The following is a 17,200-nucleotide window of genomic DNA, read 5'->3' as shown; positions in this document are numbered from 1 at the left end:
TAATGCTAAAATATGGTGTAATAATTATAGGTGGTGGACATGCAGGTGTAGAAGCAGCAGCTGCTTCTGCGCGTCTTGGAGTACATACTCTCTTAATTACACTAAAACCAGAAAATTTAGGTGAAATGTCTTGTAATCCAGCAATTGGTGGAATTGCAAAGGGCACATTAGTTAAAGAAATCGATGCACTTGATGGGTTAATGGGCTTCGTTATAGACAAAGCTGGTATACATTATAAAATGCTGAATGAGACTAGAGGACCAGCAGTTTGGGGGCCTAGAGCTCAAGCTGATCGGAAGCTTTATAAAAAAGTGATGTATCAAATATTAACAAATTACCGTAATTTAGATATATTATATGGTAAAGTAGAAGATATACAAATTAAATCTTCTAAAGTTGAAGCGGTTATTTTAAATAATGGTATTAAAATATTTTGTCAAAAAGTTGTATTAACTACTGGTACTTTTTTATCTGGTTTTATTCATATAGGTTCAATGAAAATTCCTGCTGGTAGAATATATGAAGAACCTTCGTATGGATTATCAAATACATTAAAAAGACTAGGATTTAAGATTGCTCGTTTAAAAACAGGCACACCACCAAGAATTGACGGGCGTACTATTGATTATAGTAAAACTACTTTACAACAAGGAGATCAAATCCCTCGCCCTTTTTCTGAATTAACAGATGCTATTGATGTTCCTCAGATAAATTGCTTTATCACAAAAACAACTGCAGAAACTCATGATATTATTCGTGAAAATCTTGATAAATCTGCAATGTATTCAGGGCAAATAAAAGGGATAGGACCACGATATTGTCCTTCTATTGAAGATAAAATAGTCAAATTTAGTACAAAATTAGAACATCGTATATTTTTAGAACCTGAGGGATTAGAGGATTATACGATTTATCCAAATGGTATTTCTACTTCTTTGCCTAAAGAGATACAATACAAATTAATCAAAACAATACCGGGATTAGAAAATGCACAAGTTTTGCGTCCAGGTTATGCTATAGAATATGATTATGTTGATCCACGTGAAATAAATATTACTCTAGAGACAAAAAAAATAACTGGCTTGTATTTCGCTGGACAAATTAATGGTACTACAGGATATGAGGAAGCTGCTGGACAAGGTATAATAGCTGGTATAAATGCTGCTTTATCAGTAAAAGATCAAGAGCCCTTTATCTTAACAAGAGCAACAAGTTATATTGGAGTAATGATTGATGATTTAACAACATCCGGTACTGTAGAACCTTATCGTATGTTTACTTCTCGTTCAGAATATAGATTATCTTTAAGAGCAGATAATGCTGATTTACGTTTAACTGAATTAGGGATAAACATTGGAGTAGTAACAGAGAAGCGAAAAAATATTTTTACAAAAAAATGTAACAATATAGAAAAAACAAAATTATTGTTAAATAAATTGTCTTTAACTACCAGTAAACTTGCGAAAATTGGTATACAAGTTGCACAGGACGGTAAATATAAAACAGTATTAGATTTATTTAAAATACCTACTTTTAATGTTGAGCAAGCTATTAAAATTTTTCCTATTCTTAGGAAACAAAATAATAATATTTTACAATTACTTTATATTGAAGCAAAATATGCTTCATATTTAACTAGACAATACGCAGATATTAATTTATTCCAAAGTGAAGAAATACAGTTAATACCTAAAAATATTGACTATTTTAAAATACCTAGTATATCATTAGAAATACAGGAAAAACTTTCTTATCATAAACCGACTACTATTGGTGTAGCACGTCGCATTTCAGGGATTACACCTGCAGCAATTATGGCTATTATAATTTATTTAAAAACTAAATATAGCGATGGAAGTTCCAAGTGAAATAATTCAAAAATTAGACATTCTTCAAAATTTAATTAAAAAATGGAATAAATCAATTAATCTTATATCAGATAATACTATACCTAATTTTTGGCAACGTCATATATTAGACTCCTTACAATTAATGCAATATATTAGTAATAAAGAAATACACTTGGTTGATATAGGAAGTGGCGCTGGTTTTCCAGGTATAGTATTATCTATAGCAGGTGTAGCAAAAGTAAGTTTAATAGAAGCTGATTTACGAAAATGTATTTTTTTAGAAAAAGCATCAAAGATATCAAACAACAGTATACAAATAATTAATCAAAGAATAGAAAAAATAGAAATAGATTGTAATATATTAACGTGTAGAGCTTTCTCGAACTTAAATACAATATTTAATTGTACACAAAATATTTCAGTACGAGAAAAATTTTTATTATTAAAAGGAAAAAATTATTTAACTGAGATAGTAAAAGCTAAAGAGAAATGGTTATTTGATTATTTAATACATCAAAGTATTACTTGTAGATCAGGAAAAATTTTAGAAGTTAATAATTTAACAAAAATCATATGAAAATAATTGCTATTGTTAATCAAAAAGGAGGGGTTGCTAAAACTACAACTACGGTAAATTTAGCTACAGCTTTTGCTTCGGTTAATAAAAAAATTTTAGTGATAGATCTTGATCCTCAAGGGAATAGTAGTACTGGTTTTGGAATTATTCAGCAACAACGTAAAAATACTATATACCAGGTATTAACAAATTTAATAGAATTGAAAGATGCAATAATTTCTACAAATATACCAAATTTAGAAATAATTACTTCAAACACTAATTTATCTGCCGCTGAATTAGATTTAACGACATTAAAAGACCGAGAATATATTTTAATGAAGCTTTTGGAAGAAGTAAAAATATTATATGATTATATAATTATTGATTGTCCTCCTTCATTGAACTTATTAACTGTAAATGCTTTGGTTGCAAGTGACGAAGTATTGATTCCAATGCAATGTGATTTTTATTCGTTAGAAGGTTTAAGTAACTTACTAAAAACAATTGAAATTGTAGAAAAAAAATTAAATCCTAAGATAAAGATTGCTGGTATATTATTTACAATGTATGATAAACGCAATCGTTTAACTGAGCAAGTAGAAGATGATGTTAGAAAATGTTTAGGAGAATTGGTATTTAAAACCGTTATTCCGAGAAATATTAAACTATCTGAAGCTCCTTCATATGGAAAACCGGCTATTCTATATGATTATAAATGTGCAGGAGCAATGGCATATATAGAACTTACAAAAGAAATCTTAGAAAGATATGGTAAAAAATAAAGGACTAGGAAGAGGGTTGTCTTCATTACTTGGGGAAGAAGTACTGCCTATAAAATCAGAAATAGTACAAATAATAAATATTGATAAAATAAAACCAAATGAAAATCAGCCTAGAAAACACTTTGAATATAATAAAATAAAAGAATTAGCAGATTCTATATTGAATAATGGTTTATTACAACCTATTATTGTTGATAATAATTTCCAAATTATAGCAGGAGAACGACGTTGGCGTGCATGTAAATTAGCACAAGTTTTAGAGATACCAGTCATTATAAAAAATTTTGATACTAGAGAGAGTATGGAAACAGCATTAATTGAGAATATACAAAGGACTGATTTAACAGTGATGGAAGAAGCTCGTGGATTTAAATATTTAGTAGATAATTTTAATTATACTGTAGAAAAATTAGCTGAACGGCTTGGTAAAAGCCGTAGTCATATAGCTAATTTATTAAGACTTAATAATTTACCACAATCTATACAAGATAAATTAAATGAAAATATACTAAGTATGGGACACGCTCGCTGTTTAATAAATCACGAATATGCAGAAGAAATAGCCAATCATATTATAAATCATGATTTGAATGTACGTCAAACAGAAGCATTAGTAAGACAATGGCATAAAAATGAGTATAAAAAATCCACTAACAACACTAACAAAGTAGGTAAACTTTGTTTCAAAGATAACATTATCGATAATGATTTAGAATTATTAGTAAAAGCTTTATCCAAAAAATTTGGTATAAAAATAACAATAGACAATTGTAACTTAGGTGGGAAATTAATGTTTCATTATAAAGACTTGGAAGAATTAGATTTAATATTATCAAAATTAAATTAAAAGAATATATAAAATTATAAAAGTTTTGTCTTTACATAAATATCTAAAAATGAAATATCAAATCATTATAGAAATTACAATATATGTTTTTAAAAAATTCTATGTCTATAGAATAATAAATATATTTACTTAATAGTAAATATAGCGGTGTAAAATAATAAGGAAATAAGTAATTTATGTCATATCAATATGTTTATGAGATGGTTGGTTTAAGCAAAATTATAAATGGTAAACAAATTTTAAAAGAAACAAACTTATCATTTTTACCAAAAGCTAAAATCGGTATAATAGGGCCAAATGGAGCAGGTAAATCTACTTTATTAAAAATAATGGCTGGTATTGATAAAGAGTTCGAAGGTAAAGCAACAGCTAAAATTGGTACAAAAATAGGATATTTACCTCAAGAACCATATCTTGATTCTACTAAAAATGTTTTCGATAATATTATAGAAGGCCTGCATGAAAAGACAAAACTTATTGATGAGTTTAATGATATCAGTAATAAGTTTACTGATAAAATCACTGATGAAGAAATGCAAATGCTTTTTGATAAACAAGCAGAATTGCAAGAAAAAATAGATAATTGTAATGGATGGAATCTAGAACGTGAAATAGAAATTGCAATGCTTGCTTTACGCTGCCCCCCAAAAGCAGCAGAGATTAACAAAATTTCTGGCGGGGAAAAAAGACGAGTTGCTTTATGTAAATTGCTTTTAGAGAAGCCTGATATGTTGTTACTTGATGAACCTACAAACCATTTAGATGCAGAATCAGTTTCGTGGCTTGAAGATTATTTAAAGTCTTATGAAGGTACTGTAATAGTAATTACTCATGATCGTTATTTTTTAGATAATGTTACAGAATGGATATTAGAAATAGATCGTGGGAATTGTATACCATGGAAATCAAATTACAGTTCTTGGCTTGAGCAGAAGCAAAAAAAATTAGCTTTAGAAAGTAAAGAAGATGATGCTAGAAAAAAACAATTAAATCGTGAACTTGAATGGATCCGTCAAACTCCAAAAGCTAGACAATCAAAAAACAAAGCACGTATTACAGCTTATCAAGAATTATTAAATAAACAACAAGAACATAAAATTGATCTTACTCAAATAATTATACCTAATGGGCCTCGTTTAGGTGATCTTGTAATTGAAGCAGAACATATAGCTAAAAAATTTAATAATAAAATATTATTATCAGATTTTAGTTTTAAAGTTCCACGTGGAGCGATTGTAGGAATTATTGGACCCAATGGAGCAGGTAAATCTACATTATTTAATATCATTACAGGTAAAGTAATGCCAGATAGTGGTGCTATTAAAATTGGTCAAACAGTAAAATTAGGATATGTTGATCAATTAAGGGATCATTTAGATGATAATAAGACTATATGGGAAGAAATTTCAGAAGGTTTAGATGAATTACACCTTGGTAATAGAATAATTAAAAGTAGAGCTTATTGTGCAGCGTTTAATTTTAGAGGTAGCGATCAACAAAAAAAAGTAGGACAGCTTTCAGGAGGGGAACGTAACAGAGTACATTTGGCAAAATTACTTAAAGAAGGAGCAAATGTTATATTATTAGATGAGCCGTCTAATGATTTAGATATTGATACGTTAAGAGCACTTGAAGATGCTATTTTAGATTTTGCAGGTTGTGTATTAGTGATTAGTCATGATAGATGGTTTTTAGATAGAATAGCAACTCATATTATATCATATGATAAAGAAAATAATGCAACATGGTTTGAAGGAAATTATCAAGATTATCATAAATATATGTTAAGTACTAATGGTGAAAATATTTTAACTCCAAAATATAAGCATAAGAAGTTAATATAAACATGTCTTTAACACAAATATTATTAAGTTTATTTGTAGTGATATTGGTAATAAAACCACATGATCTTTTTTTAATTATTAAAAAATTTAAAACAATAAAAGCGTTTGTTATTAGGTCATTTTTTATAAATACAATAGATGAATCATTAGAAACAGAACAAATAAATTTTTATTTAAAAAGAATTATTAACTTAGAGGGTTATTATTATGGTAATTATGATTTAACAACAATAAAAGAAAAATATTATACGCTAATAGTTAACAATGCCTTCATAGAGAAGGAATCAGTACATGATATAATAGAGAAACACTAATTTGTGTCTCATTCAATAATTAAATATTAAGAGTTATGAAAAAAGTAGTAAAACTTAACAATATTAAAATAGGAAATGATTTACAATTTGTGCTAATTGCAGGACCTTGTCAGATTGAAGATGAAGACCATGCGTTATTTATGGCAGAAAAACTTATACAATTAACCAGTAAGCTTTCGATTCCATTCATTTATAAATCTTCTTTTGATAAAGCTAATAGAACTTCTATAAATGGAATTAGAGGACTTGGTATTGAAAAAGGTTTAGAAATTTTATCAAAAGTTAAATCTGAATTCAATTGCCCTATTATTACTGATGTACATTCAGAGAGTCAATGTACCGACACAGCTAAAGTAGTAGATATTTTACAAATTCCAGCATTTCTATGTAGACAAACCGATTTGCTTAAGGCTGCAGCAAAAACAGGTAAAATAGTAAAAGTAAAAAAAGGACAGTTTCTAGCTCCTTGGGATATGAAAAATGTACAAACAAAACTAGAAGCTTTTGGAGCAAAAGATATCTTATTTACAGAGCGTGGATCATGTTTTGGTTATAATAATTTGATATCTGATATGCGTAGTCTTGCAATAATGTCGGAGCTAAATGTACCTGTAGTTTTTGATGCAACACATTCTGTGCAACAGCCTGGAGGGCGAGGAGGTAGTAGCGGTGGAGAACGAAAATATGTAGAGTTACTTGCAAAAGCAGCAATTTCTGTAGGAATAGCTGGTATATATATGGAAGTACACCAAGATCCTGACAATGCTCCAAGTGATGGTCCATGTATGATTAAGTTAGATCATTTAGAGTCAATACTTATCAAATTAAAAAAATATGATAAAATTACAAAAGAAGAATAATCTAAAATTATTTCCTGGAAAATATAAATAGCACTCATATATTATTTGATGTAGTCATAAATTGTGGAACCAAAAATATACCAAATTTAACTGTTCTTGCATACTTGAAGAATGTAATATTAAGAATATATCTACTTCAAATATAAGATGCATCATTTATATAAATAAAGACATTATATTTGCTATATAATAACACATATTATTACACATTAGTAAAATTAATAAGAAATAATAATTATTGGGAAAGTATTTCTTAATAATTGCAGTATAAATGATAATCAAAATTTGAGTTTATCTCTTTAAACTTTACAAAGTAATCAGTAGATTTATCTAGTACAATTGAAATTGTACCACCTGAAATTAACAATTTCAATTTGTTGCATAAATATTCTATTAATATCTTTTAAAGAAAAGCAAAACTTAAATATTGAGTATGAAATTGAATATCAAAATTTCTGACCTCTTAAAAATTTTCAAGAACTAACAATAATGCTAAGCTTTATAAATTATTTTCAGAAGGTTGTAATGAAAGCCTATCAAGATAATAGTTATTGTATAGTTGATCTAAGTTATTTTTTAAAGCATATGAAGGACTTTCTTCGCATTCAAAAATATATCAATGTATACACACTGTGAATAATTTTAACTGATGATAATGATAGAATTATGATTCTATTTAATAATATTAGTCAGAAAAGTTAGATTTACAATAATGCAAATAATACTATGTATTCTACATATAAAAATTTACTAAAATTCGAAGCAAAAGTGTAGAAAAAATAAATGACAAAATGTTATATCTTTATAAAGACGAATTTAAGTTTAGTAATAGTAAGCTTTTGAAGCATTACATTAGATTTGAAGAAATATAAATTAAGCACAGCAATTTCCAGTTACAAAATTATAAATTTAGTTATTATACTAAAAACTTTGCTGATATATGTTCTTTATACTCTTCTGATAACTGATGATACGAAGATGTAGTAACTTAAGATGCTTATACTTAAATAGTATAAACTTTTTAAGATATACACAGATATACACATAGTATAATAAATAAAATGATTTAATGCTTAAGTTATAAGCAAATGAGTGAATTATAGTCGAATAAAATTCAAATAAGTAATTTACTAATAGTAAAAATTATACACAGTATTAAAAACAAGCATAAGTAGAAGTGCAATCTAATATTAAATATTAAAAATTTGACTTTGCACTATCATGCTTAGCTAAAAGATAGAATTTAATAACAAATTTACAAGGTCTTGTTGCGTGTATAGATTTTTCAAATGCTTAATTTACGCTGCTCTTTTTGAGATTATAACATAGATTTGCTCATCACAATTATGGTTTTTGTATCAACCACAATGATGGCTTAAAATTCAATATGCAAATTAAGTACTATACCGAAAAAGAATTACCACAGCCACATTTTGCTTTAGCGTGTGGATTACTAACGTTGAAATATGAACTGCCTAGTTCTTCTATAAAATCAAGAGTACAATCCAACATGAATTTTTGAGAGATAGCATCAATAATGATTGTAGCATTATGTTTTGTAAAGACATAATCATCCTGCTCTATATTATCTTTTGAGACTAATTCGTAATTATACATAAGACCTGAACAACCACCACTATCAACTGAAACTCTCAGTACTAAATTCTTATCTTGTGCGAGCTCTATTAACTCGTAAATACGTTCAAAAGCTCTATCCGTAATTGTTATAGTCATTTAAAATTACCTTGTAAAAGTCTTATAAATTATATAGTATATCTGCATCTTTTTCAAGATGGTATTGTTTTGTAGTTTAGAAATTGCCAAATTCATTATACCATGGCTTAAAACACTTGATACAGCATAAAGTTAGATAATCAACTTTTAGTTTTAAAACTATTGTATTTTTAGTTGTTTTATACCATGATTAAGCTGTAATAAAAATTGGAGCTACGCTACATGTGCAATGCCTTACAAAACAAAGGATAACTATGCTTGCTTCATACGCTTCTGATCCTCTTAAAAGTAGAGGAAGATTATATAAGGAGATTCCAACATATTATAGAAATGAATTTGAACGTGATCGTGATCGTATTATACATACTAATGCATTTAGGCGTTTGCAATATAAAACTCAGGTTTTTATTAATCACGAAGAAGGAGATCATTACAGAAATAGGTTAACACATTCTTTAGAGGTTGCAACTGTTGCTCGTTCAGTTGCTAATACTCTAAATTTATCAAGTGATTTAGCTGAAACAATAGCACTTGCGCACGATCTAGGTCATACTCCTTTCGGTCATGTAGGTGAGAAAGCTTTAAATGAATGTATGAAAGAATATAATGGTTTTTCACATAACTCTCAATCTTTAAAGATACTAACACTACTTGAAAAAAGATACGCTGCTTATAATGGAGTAAATTTGACATGGGAAGTTTTAGAAGGAATCGTAAAACATAATGGTCCTATATTAGGTGCAATAAATGAATATGTAGCAGAATATAATAAACAAAATGATTTAGAGCTTAATACTTATGCATCTGCAGAGGCGCAAATAGCATCACTCGCAGATGATATTAGTTATATTTCACATGATTTGGAAGATAGTATCATTGCTAAAATTATTGATTTTAATAATCTTGCTGAACTTCAATATATTGATAACTATGTTTTTAAACTTAAGTCAAAATTTAAGGATATTAGTCCATCTTGTCTGATTTATGAAATAGTACGTAAGTTAATACATGAGTTAATTACTGATTTGTTATTGCAAACGAAAGAAAATTTAAAGAAAGAAAAAATTACTAACATAAATGAGATACGTAACTTACATTATCAGATAGTGGATTTTACTGAAAAAACTAATGAGCGTATTAATGAAACTAAAAAGTTTTTACATAAGCGAGTTTACGAAAGTAATAAAATGATAGCTATTAGTATTAAATGTACTAAAATTGTACAAGGTCTGTTTAAGATTTATATGGATGATATTAATTTATTACCTACTAATTGGAAAATATTAATAGATTCTAATGAAACATATAGTAAAGCTCGAGTGATTGCTGATTATATAGCAGGCATGACTGACCGTTTCGCAATCCAAGAATATAATCAACTCTGTGCACCGAAGTTTAATAAAATTTAACACTAATTATGAATATATTTAATCAATTAAAACAAGATATCATTGCGGCAAGTCAGCAACTATATAATAATCAAGAAATAGCAAATACTGCAACTATTGAAACACCAAAGGATAGTTTTAACGGGGATTTATCAAGTAATATTGCAATGATTATTGCTTCTAAAGAAAGTATTGCGCCTCGGGAAGTAGCGTTAAAGTTTAAAGAAGTACTTGTAACATTGCCGTATATTGCAAGTATAGAAATAGCAGGACCGGGTTTTATTAATTTCACTATAAAAGCTGAAAGTTGGCAAGCTGCAATAAAAGATATTTTACAGCACGAAGAAAAGTTTTTTGAAATTGATATAGATAAAAATAGCAATATTAATATTGAGTACGTTTCAGCAAATCCAACAGGACCAATGCATATAGGGCATGCTAGAGGTGCAGTATATGGTGATGTGTTAGCAAGAATTTTACAAAAAGTAGGTTACTCTGTTACAAAAGAATATTATGTTAATGATGCAGGCTCGCAAATAAATGATTTAGTTAGTACTGTATTATTACGTTATAAAGAGGCTTTAGGTGAACAAATTACTATCCCTATCGGTTTATATCCTGGAGAGTATTTAATTCCACTTGGAGAAATTTTATCAAAAGAATACGGCAATAAATTATTAACGATGAATGATGTTGAAAGGTTCAAAATAATTAAAAGTCTTGCTGTAGAAAAAATGCTTGATTTAAATAGAAAAGATTTAGCAGATTTAGGGATTAAACACGATATATTCTTCTCTGAGCAATCATTGTATGATAAAGGCGAGATAGAGAAAACAGTTAAACTACTAGAGAGTATGGGACTAATTTATGAAGGTACGTTACCTGCTCCTAAAGGTAAAGTGCATGAGGACTGGAAGCACAAAGTACAAAAATTGTTCAAATCTACCAATTACGGTGATAGCCAAGATCGTCCAATAGAAAAAGCTGATGGTAGTTGGTCTTATTTTGCATCCGATCTTGCATATGCTAAGGATAAAATAGATAGAGGCGCTAACCACTTAATTTATGTACTTGGTGCGGATCATAGTGGATATGTTAAAAGGATTGAAGCAATAGTTAAGGCGCTAGGTCAAGAAAAGGTTAAAGTAGATGTTAAAATCTGTCAATTGGTAAATTTCGTTGAAAACGGTGTACCGGTTAAAATGTCGAAACGTCTTGGGAGTTTTGCAAGTGTGCAAGATGTAAACAAAAAAGTAGGCAAAGATATCATAAGATTTATGATGTTGACTAGACAAAATGATAAACCGCTTGATTTTGATTTAGTAAAAGTGAAAGAGCAATCAAGAGAAAATCCTATATTTTATGTACAATATGCTCATGTAAGAACAAAATCTATTTTATCAAAAGCTAGAGAATTAATGCCTGAAGCTTATAATAGTTTTAAAGAAGGTAAGTATAATTTATCTTTATTATCAACAGAAGAAGAAATTGAAATTATAAAACTTTTAGCAGCATGGACGAAAACATTAGAAGCATCTGTAAAATATTTTGAACCTCATCGTATCGCATTTTACTTAATAAATTTAGCTTCAAAATTTCATTCTATGTGGAATTTCGGCAAAGAAAATAGTGACTATAGATTTATCATTGAAAACAATCAAGAATTAACTTTAGCACGCCTTGCGCTTGCAAGTGTAATACAAAAAGTTATAGCGAGTGGTCTTGAAGTGATAGGTGTAGAACCTATGGTTACGATGTAACATGAAGCAATTAATCTTTTCATTCCTTGAATTGATGATGAGATGATTGTGGCGCAACTAATCCAAAAATATGATCAATAATATTTTATGTTTAATATGTATATCAGGTATCTATTTTGGTTATCAATATTATCAAAATAGCAAACCGGTAATTACTATTTATCCTGATGATATACCTCCAAAGATAAGACCATCTATTATAGAAAATAACCAAATAACATCAGTATATAGTAATATATATAATCTTATTGCTAAAGATACAAATATTCAAACCGTAAAATTGCTTCCTGATCCTGAAAAACCGATAATTATAGATTCTAGCAACCAAAGTCAAAATGATAAAACGTTTGATGGGATGTCCAACCTGATGCCATTAATAGAGTCAAATAATAAAAATGCAACTGATTTAAATATCATAAAGCTTGCAAAAGGAATTAAGAATAAGGTTGGTAATGCTCAAAATTGTAGAAGTCATACAAGTTATAAAGTACAGTTAGGTTCGGTAAAATCTGAAGCAGAAGCAATGGAAGAAGGTGCAAAGATAAAAAAGAAATTCCCAAAAATTCTTCAAAATGTTGTTATCACAACAAAAAAAGTTAAGTATGACGATGGTAAATTTTACTATTTAATCTTAGCTGGTGAATATAGTAGTCTTAATCAAGCTCAAGCGGTTTGTAAGAAACTAGCACATAATCAGCAGAGTTGTGTGTTGAAATGATAATTTTAATATCATACAGTATCTTATCAATGATATCTAAAAAAATACTATATTGTTACTAAATCAAGAATAAATCATTATATGTAAGGAGTTTAGGAATATAAAGGAGTTATAATAACGAAATTAAATAACTTATGAAAGAAGCTAAAATAGAAAATATTGACTTTGGTAATGCTTTATCAGAGCGTTATCTTGCTTATGCATTATCGACTATTATGTCACGTTCACTTCCTGACGTACGGGACGGACTCAAACCTGTACATCGTAGGTTATTATACGCAATGTTACAACTAAGGCTTGAGCCTAATTCTGGATATAAGAAATGTGCAAGAGTGGTTGGTGACGTAATAGGTAAATACCACCCGCACGGTGATGTTGCAGTATATGATACCTTGGTACGACTTGCACAGCATTTTTCATTGCGTTATCCTTTGATTGACGGTCAGGGTAATTTTGGCTCTATAGATGGTGATAATGCAGCAGCTATGCGCTATACTGAATCACGTATGACGGAAATATGCATGTTATTAATGAAGGACATTGATAAAGATACGGTAGACTTCCGTTCTACTTATGATGATTCTGATTTAGAGCCGGTAATAATGCCGGCAAGTTTTCCTAATTTGCTTGCTAACGGCTCTGAAGGTATAGCAGTTGGTATGGCAACAAATATACCACCGCATAATTTACATGAGTTATGTGATGCTTTATTGTATTTAATCGACAATCCGCAAGCTGGGGTTAACGATATAATGAACTTTATCAAAGGCCCTGATTTTCCAACTGGTGGTATAATTATTGATCAAACTAAAGTTATTAATGCTGCATATACTACTGGACGTGGTAGTTTTAGAGTAAGAAGTAGATGGGAGAAAGAGGAACTGAGTTACGGTACATATCAGATAGTTGTCACTGAAATACCTTATCAGGTACAGAAATCAAAACTTATAGAACAAATAGCAATATTACTAAAAGATAAAAAAATTCCGCTTATTAGCAGTATTAGAGATGAATCAACTGATATTATAAGGTTGGTTATAGAACCAAGAGATCGTAGTTGTGATCCACAGATAGTTATGGAGTCTCTATTTAAGCTCACTAATTTAGAAAGTCGTATTCAACTAAATATGAATGTGATAGGTAGTAATAACGTGCCGAGAGTAATGAATATTGTAGAGATTCTACAAGAATTTTTAGTTCATAGACAAAATATTATTACTCGTAGGTCAACTTATCTTTTGAATAAAATCAAGCAGCGTTTAGAAATTTTAAAAGTGCTTAAAATAGTTTATTTAAACCTTGACGAGATAATTGAAATTATCCGTAGAGAGGATGAGCCAAAAACAATAATTATGGAGCGGTTTAAAATAAGTGAAATACAAGTAGAAGTAATATTAAACACTCGTCTTCGTGCACTCCAAAAACTTGAAGAGCATGCAATTATTGATGAGCATAGTAATTTGCAGAAGCAACAAGCTATATTAGAAAAGATTTTAAAAAATCATAAAGAACTATGGAAAATAGTGAAAAAAGAAATCAAATCAGTACAAACTCAATTTGGATTAAATACAATAATAGGAGCAAGGCGTACAAGTTTTGAAGAAGTAGATCTTACAAATCAAGTTATTGATATAACTGCGTTCATTACTAAAGAACCTATTACTATTATCTGCTCAAAAATGGGGTGGATACGTTTACTAAAAGGACATAACACTGATTTATCAACTATTAAATATAAAGAAGGTGATGCGGAAAAGTTTATTATAGAAGCCTATACAACTGATAAAATATTAATAATTAGTTCAAAAGGAAGATTTTTTACTTTGCTTGCAGATAATATTTCTAAAGGTAAAGGTACTGCTGTATCTATAAAACTACTTGTGGATATAGGTAATAACGACATTACTAATATTTTAGTCTATAAACCTTATCAGCTTTTATTACTTGCAAGTAGTATCGGTAAAGGATTTTTAGTTAATTCAAACGAAGTAATAGCTCAAACAAAAGCAGGAAAGCAAATTATGAATATACCAGAGGGGTATGCATGTATAACATGCTTACCTGTAAATGGCAATAGTATTGCTTGTATCAATGAAAGTCGTAGATTACTTATATTTAATATAAATGAAATACCTGAAATGAAAAAAGGGCAAGGTGTAGTGCTGCAAAGGTTTAAGAATGCAAAACTTTTAGATATTAAAATATTTAATAAAGAAGATGGTTTAAGTTGGAATGATGGCAAAAAAATACAACTTGAAAAAAATATTGTCGCATTTTTAGGGAAAAGAGGTAGTGCCGGTACATTGCCACCTATTGGCTTCCCTAAAAATAATAGATTTTCATCATAATAAAGTATTATAGACAGAATATTTTAGTGAAAGCGAATTATTTATAAAATAGATTGTAGTATCTCATACTACTAATATAATTGACATTATTATTCTGATGATTAACATCTCATTGTGTTAATATGTATAACCTTAATTATTTTATAACAAAAAGGTTACCTTGAAAGGTTGAATTATAGTAAAACGATCCTTTACATTATATTCTATTCAATGTTTTTCAGATATTGGTAATATACACTATATAAGGGCTATCCCATTTATTCTAGCAATTTTATTTATAATGTTGTTATATATTGAAATTTTTTATAGTAACTAATATTAGTTAAATTAGTATAGTATAAATTACTTATTTTTATCAAGCTTTTAAGTACCTTTATAGTGCAGGAAAATTTTTATTATTTAAAATTAGCACTTTAAATTATATTAATCTTTAAATATACTATAGAAGTACTTTCATATTTTGCTACTGATTCTAATATTTAGAAAAGTGGCATCCTACCTTGCACTTGTAAATAAAATAATAATAAGTACCACATTGCTTTATATGTAATACTTATGTAATTTATGCTGTGTAAAAAATTATTCCGATTGATTTTAATCTAAGCATCTAAGTATAATCTAACAAAATTAGCTAGTTTCAAGCTCATAAAATTTAATAAGTATCTATTATATAAACAGAACTATATGATATTTGTATAATTAAAATAATGTGGGATAACCAAGGCATTAGGTTACTCTAAGCCTTGATTCTTTAAATAAATAGATTAAAACTTAAGTTTTGTACCTATAAGACCAACAGTACCTCTTGTTGTTTTACTAGGTGCTTCAGGATAATATACAGGCTTACCTTTAGCTTGGAAATGTGAAATTTCAGCATACGGTAATAAACCAGGCATAATTTTATATTCGGTAGCTAAGCTTACAGCATTTACGGTGTTTTTATATCTTGAAGTTTTGAGATAAGCAAGACTTGTTTTTATAGGTCCTTGTCCATAAGCAACTGCTCCATTGTAATAATAGGTATTACGTCCAACTTTATAATATTCCTTGGCGGTTAAGCTTTTACCTAAATTACCATAAGAAGCCCCACACGAGAAATTACCGTAAGTAAATACAGCTCCAAGATTATATGCTTTTAAATTAGACAGCTTATATGTATTCAATACTTCTATTGCCTTAGTTGTTCCATCAACTTTAGCATGAATAAGACGACGAGCAGGTTTGCCATATTCTCCAGTCATTGATAATTTTAAGTCTGCATCTTCACTAATTGCATGTTCATAAGTTAAGCCAGCAGAAAATGCATCCCTAATATTTTGATTTATAGTCATAATTTCACCGTTTGCTATGGACAATGTCTTTATGCCAGTTCTCGAAGCACTTATCCCGTTTCTTCCTGAGCTTTGAAGTGTTAAATTATTTATGTTTTTATTACCACCAGTATTAGCAGTATCAGGAGTATAAGAGATACCTGCTTGAAAACCTTTCATTTTAGGTGTAAAAAAGTTTAATCTTCTAGCTTTCTCAGTTTTTTCATTGACTTGATCAAAAGAATTCGAGTATGATTCAAGATAAAAGTTAACACTAGTATCGAAATCTGGTTTTAAAGCATTATATCTCATATACTGACCGTCCAGTAGAGCATACCTATACCACCCTCCAGTACCTGCAGTTACTTTATTACCGGTAACACGTAATTGCGCACTTGCATCAACAGGAGAGCCTAATTCTACTTTACCATAACTAGTTTCAATAAAAATATGGGACCCATTATAACTTGCAGTGGTTTTTGCTTTTGTAGTTGGTTGAAGTACTATTTTAGCACCTGCTATTACATCATCGATAGTTTTAGTAATAGTTGCAGCAAATGCTACTTCTGTGTCAAATCCGAGCTTTTTTCTGTTATCAGTTACATTTTTATCAAATAAAATTAAATGATCCTGTTTAATATAACCACTTTCAAATAGATAAAATCCTTCTAATTTGATTTTAGTGTCAGAGTTAGAAATAAAAGGTGTTGTCTTTTCTTCGGCAAGACTGACTGATGCAAAATATATAATACTTGCAGCTAATAATAATTTTTTCACTTTAATACGTCCATATATAATTTAAATAATAAAATGCTATACAAAATAAACTTTTAGATTCGTTAATTAAATCAACTACGCTAGAATATAATAATACTTTTTAGAATTG

The 17,200-nt window shown here is 28.9% G+C and carries 13 protein-coding genes; 11 read left to right on the top strand and 2 right to left on the bottom strand.

Annotation, left to right across the window (positions count from 1 at the left end; translation table 11 throughout):
* The first annotated feature begins 2 nt into the window (after positions 1-2).
* The 7 genes from mnmG to kdsA all read left to right on the top strand — a co-directional run bounded on the left by mnmG (position 3) and on the right by kdsA (position 7,056).
* Positions 3-1,868 (top strand): tRNA uridine-5-carboxymethylaminomethyl(34) synthesis enzyme MnmG, encoded by a 1,866-nt coding sequence (gene mnmG / locus RT_RS00380; protein ID WP_011190549.1) that lies wholly within the window; start codon positions 3-5, stop codon positions 1,866-1,868.
* Complete coding sequence (gene rsmG / locus RT_RS00375; protein WP_011190548.1) at positions 1,852-2,427, top strand: 16S rRNA (guanine(527)-N(7))-methyltransferase RsmG; 576 nt, start codon at positions 1,852-1,854, stop codon at positions 2,425-2,427. The genes mnmG and rsmG overlap by 17 nt, the downstream gene beginning before the upstream one ends.
* Complete coding sequence (locus tag RT_RS00370) at positions 2,424-3,191, top strand: ParA family protein (protein ID WP_011190547.1); 768 nt, start codon at positions 2,424-2,426, stop codon at positions 3,189-3,191. Before rsmG ends, RT_RS00370 begins: the two co-directional genes overlap by 4 nt.
* Entirely contained in the window at positions 3,178-4,038 is an 861-nt protein-coding gene (locus tag RT_RS00365; protein WP_011190546.1) for a ParB/RepB/Spo0J family partition protein, read from the top strand. The genes RT_RS00370 and RT_RS00365 overlap by 14 nt, the downstream gene beginning before the upstream one ends.
* A 176-nt stretch (positions 4,039-4,214) precedes the next feature.
* A complete protein-coding gene (gene ettA / locus RT_RS00360; protein WP_011190545.1) occupies positions 4,215-5,882 on the top strand; it encodes an energy-dependent translational throttle protein EttA in 1,668 nt (555 codons plus the stop codon).
* A gap of 2 nt (positions 5,883-5,884) precedes the next feature.
* Positions 5,885-6,196 (top strand): DUF2672 domain-containing protein, encoded by a 312-nt coding sequence (locus tag RT_RS00355; protein WP_011190544.1) that lies wholly within the window; start codon positions 5,885-5,887, stop codon positions 6,194-6,196.
* A 35-nt stretch (positions 6,197-6,231) separates the two neighbouring features.
* Positions 6,232-7,056, top strand: coding sequence for a 3-deoxy-8-phosphooctulonate synthase (kdsA, locus tag RT_RS00350; RefSeq protein ID WP_011190543.1), 825 nt, complete (start codon positions 6,232-6,234; stop codon positions 7,054-7,056).
* Between the two features lie 1,401 nt (positions 7,057-8,457).
* On the opposite strand, the gene RT_RS00345 is transcribed toward kdsA, so the two are convergent.
* Positions 8,458-8,790: an iron-sulfur cluster assembly accessory protein gene (locus tag RT_RS00345; RefSeq protein ID WP_011190542.1), complete on the bottom strand. Its 333-nt coding sequence runs from the start codon at positions 8,788-8,790 to the stop codon at positions 8,458-8,460.
* A gap of 254 nt (positions 8,791-9,044) precedes the next feature.
* Here RT_RS00345 and RT_RS00340 point away from each other — a divergent pair, with 254 nt between their 5' ends.
* The 4 genes from RT_RS00340 (at position 9,045) to parC (ending at position 15,004) form a co-directional block, all read left to right on the top strand.
* On the top strand, positions 9,045-10,199 hold the full coding sequence (locus tag RT_RS00340) for a deoxyguanosinetriphosphate triphosphohydrolase (RefSeq protein ID WP_011190541.1): 1,155 nt from the start codon (positions 9,045-9,047) through the stop codon (positions 10,197-10,199).
* Positions 10,200-10,207: 8 nt separating this feature from the next.
* A complete protein-coding gene (argS, locus tag RT_RS00335) occupies positions 10,208-11,938 on the top strand; it encodes an arginine--tRNA ligase (protein ID WP_011190540.1) in 1,731 nt (576 codons plus the stop codon).
* Positions 11,939-12,008: 70 nt separating this feature from the next.
* A complete protein-coding gene (locus RT_RS00330) occupies positions 12,009-12,656 on the top strand; it encodes an SPOR domain-containing protein (protein ID WP_011190539.1) in 648 nt (215 codons plus the stop codon).
* A gap of 134 nt (positions 12,657-12,790) precedes the next feature.
* Positions 12,791-15,004 carry a DNA topoisomerase IV subunit A gene (parC, locus tag RT_RS00325; protein ID WP_011190538.1) on the top strand — a complete coding sequence of 738 codons (2,214 nt, stop codon included), beginning with the start codon at positions 12,791-12,793 and terminating at the stop codon, positions 15,002-15,004.
* Positions 15,005-15,768: 764 nt separating this feature from the next.
* Here parC and RT_RS00320 read toward each other — a convergent pair.
* Entirely contained in the window at positions 15,769-17,091 is a 1,323-nt protein-coding gene (locus RT_RS00320) for a porin (RefSeq protein WP_011190537.1), read from the bottom strand.
* Positions 17,092-17,200 lie beyond the last annotated feature (109 nt).

The sequence above is a fragment of the Rickettsia typhi str. Wilmington genome, assembly GCF_000008045.1.
In the GTDB taxonomy this organism is placed as follows: domain Bacteria; phylum Pseudomonadota; class Alphaproteobacteria; order Rickettsiales; family Rickettsiaceae; genus Rickettsia; species Rickettsia typhi.
This window is presented reverse-complemented; position numbering and strand designations above follow the sequence as displayed.

Excerpts from the sequence above, each read along its gene's own strand:
- mnmG (WP_011190549.1), top strand. The coding sequence starts at position 3 with ATGCTAAAATATGGTGTAATAATTATAGGTGGTGGACATGCAGGTGTA.
- rsmG (WP_011190548.1), top strand. The coding sequence starts at position 1,852 with ATGGAAGTTCCAAGTGAAATAATTCAAAAATTAGACATTCTTCAAAAT.
- RT_RS00370 (WP_011190547.1), top strand. The coding sequence starts at position 2,424 with ATGAAAATAATTGCTATTGTTAATCAAAAAGGAGGGGTTGCTAAAACT.
- RT_RS00365 (WP_011190546.1), top strand. The coding sequence starts at position 3,178 with ATGGTAAAAAATAAAGGACTAGGAAGAGGGTTGTCTTCATTACTTGGG.
- ettA (WP_011190545.1), top strand. The coding sequence starts at position 4,215 with ATGTCATATCAATATGTTTATGAGATGGTTGGTTTAAGCAAAATTATA.
- RT_RS00355 (WP_011190544.1), top strand. The coding sequence starts at position 5,885 with ATGTCTTTAACACAAATATTATTAAGTTTATTTGTAGTGATATTGGTA.
- kdsA (WP_011190543.1), top strand. The coding sequence starts at position 6,232 with ATGAAAAAAGTAGTAAAACTTAACAATATTAAAATAGGAAATGATTTA.
- RT_RS00345 (WP_011190542.1), bottom strand. The coding sequence starts at position 8,790 with ATGACTATAACAATTACGGATAGAGCTTTTGAACGTATTTACGAGTTA.
- RT_RS00340 (WP_011190541.1), top strand. The coding sequence starts at position 9,045 with ATGCTTGCTTCATACGCTTCTGATCCTCTTAAAAGTAGAGGAAGATTA.
- argS (WP_011190540.1), top strand. The coding sequence starts at position 10,208 with ATGAATATATTTAATCAATTAAAACAAGATATCATTGCGGCAAGTCAG.
- RT_RS00330 (WP_011190539.1), top strand. The coding sequence starts at position 12,009 with ATGATCAATAATATTTTATGTTTAATATGTATATCAGGTATCTATTTT.
- parC (WP_011190538.1), top strand. The coding sequence starts at position 12,791 with ATGAAAGAAGCTAAAATAGAAAATATTGACTTTGGTAATGCTTTATCA.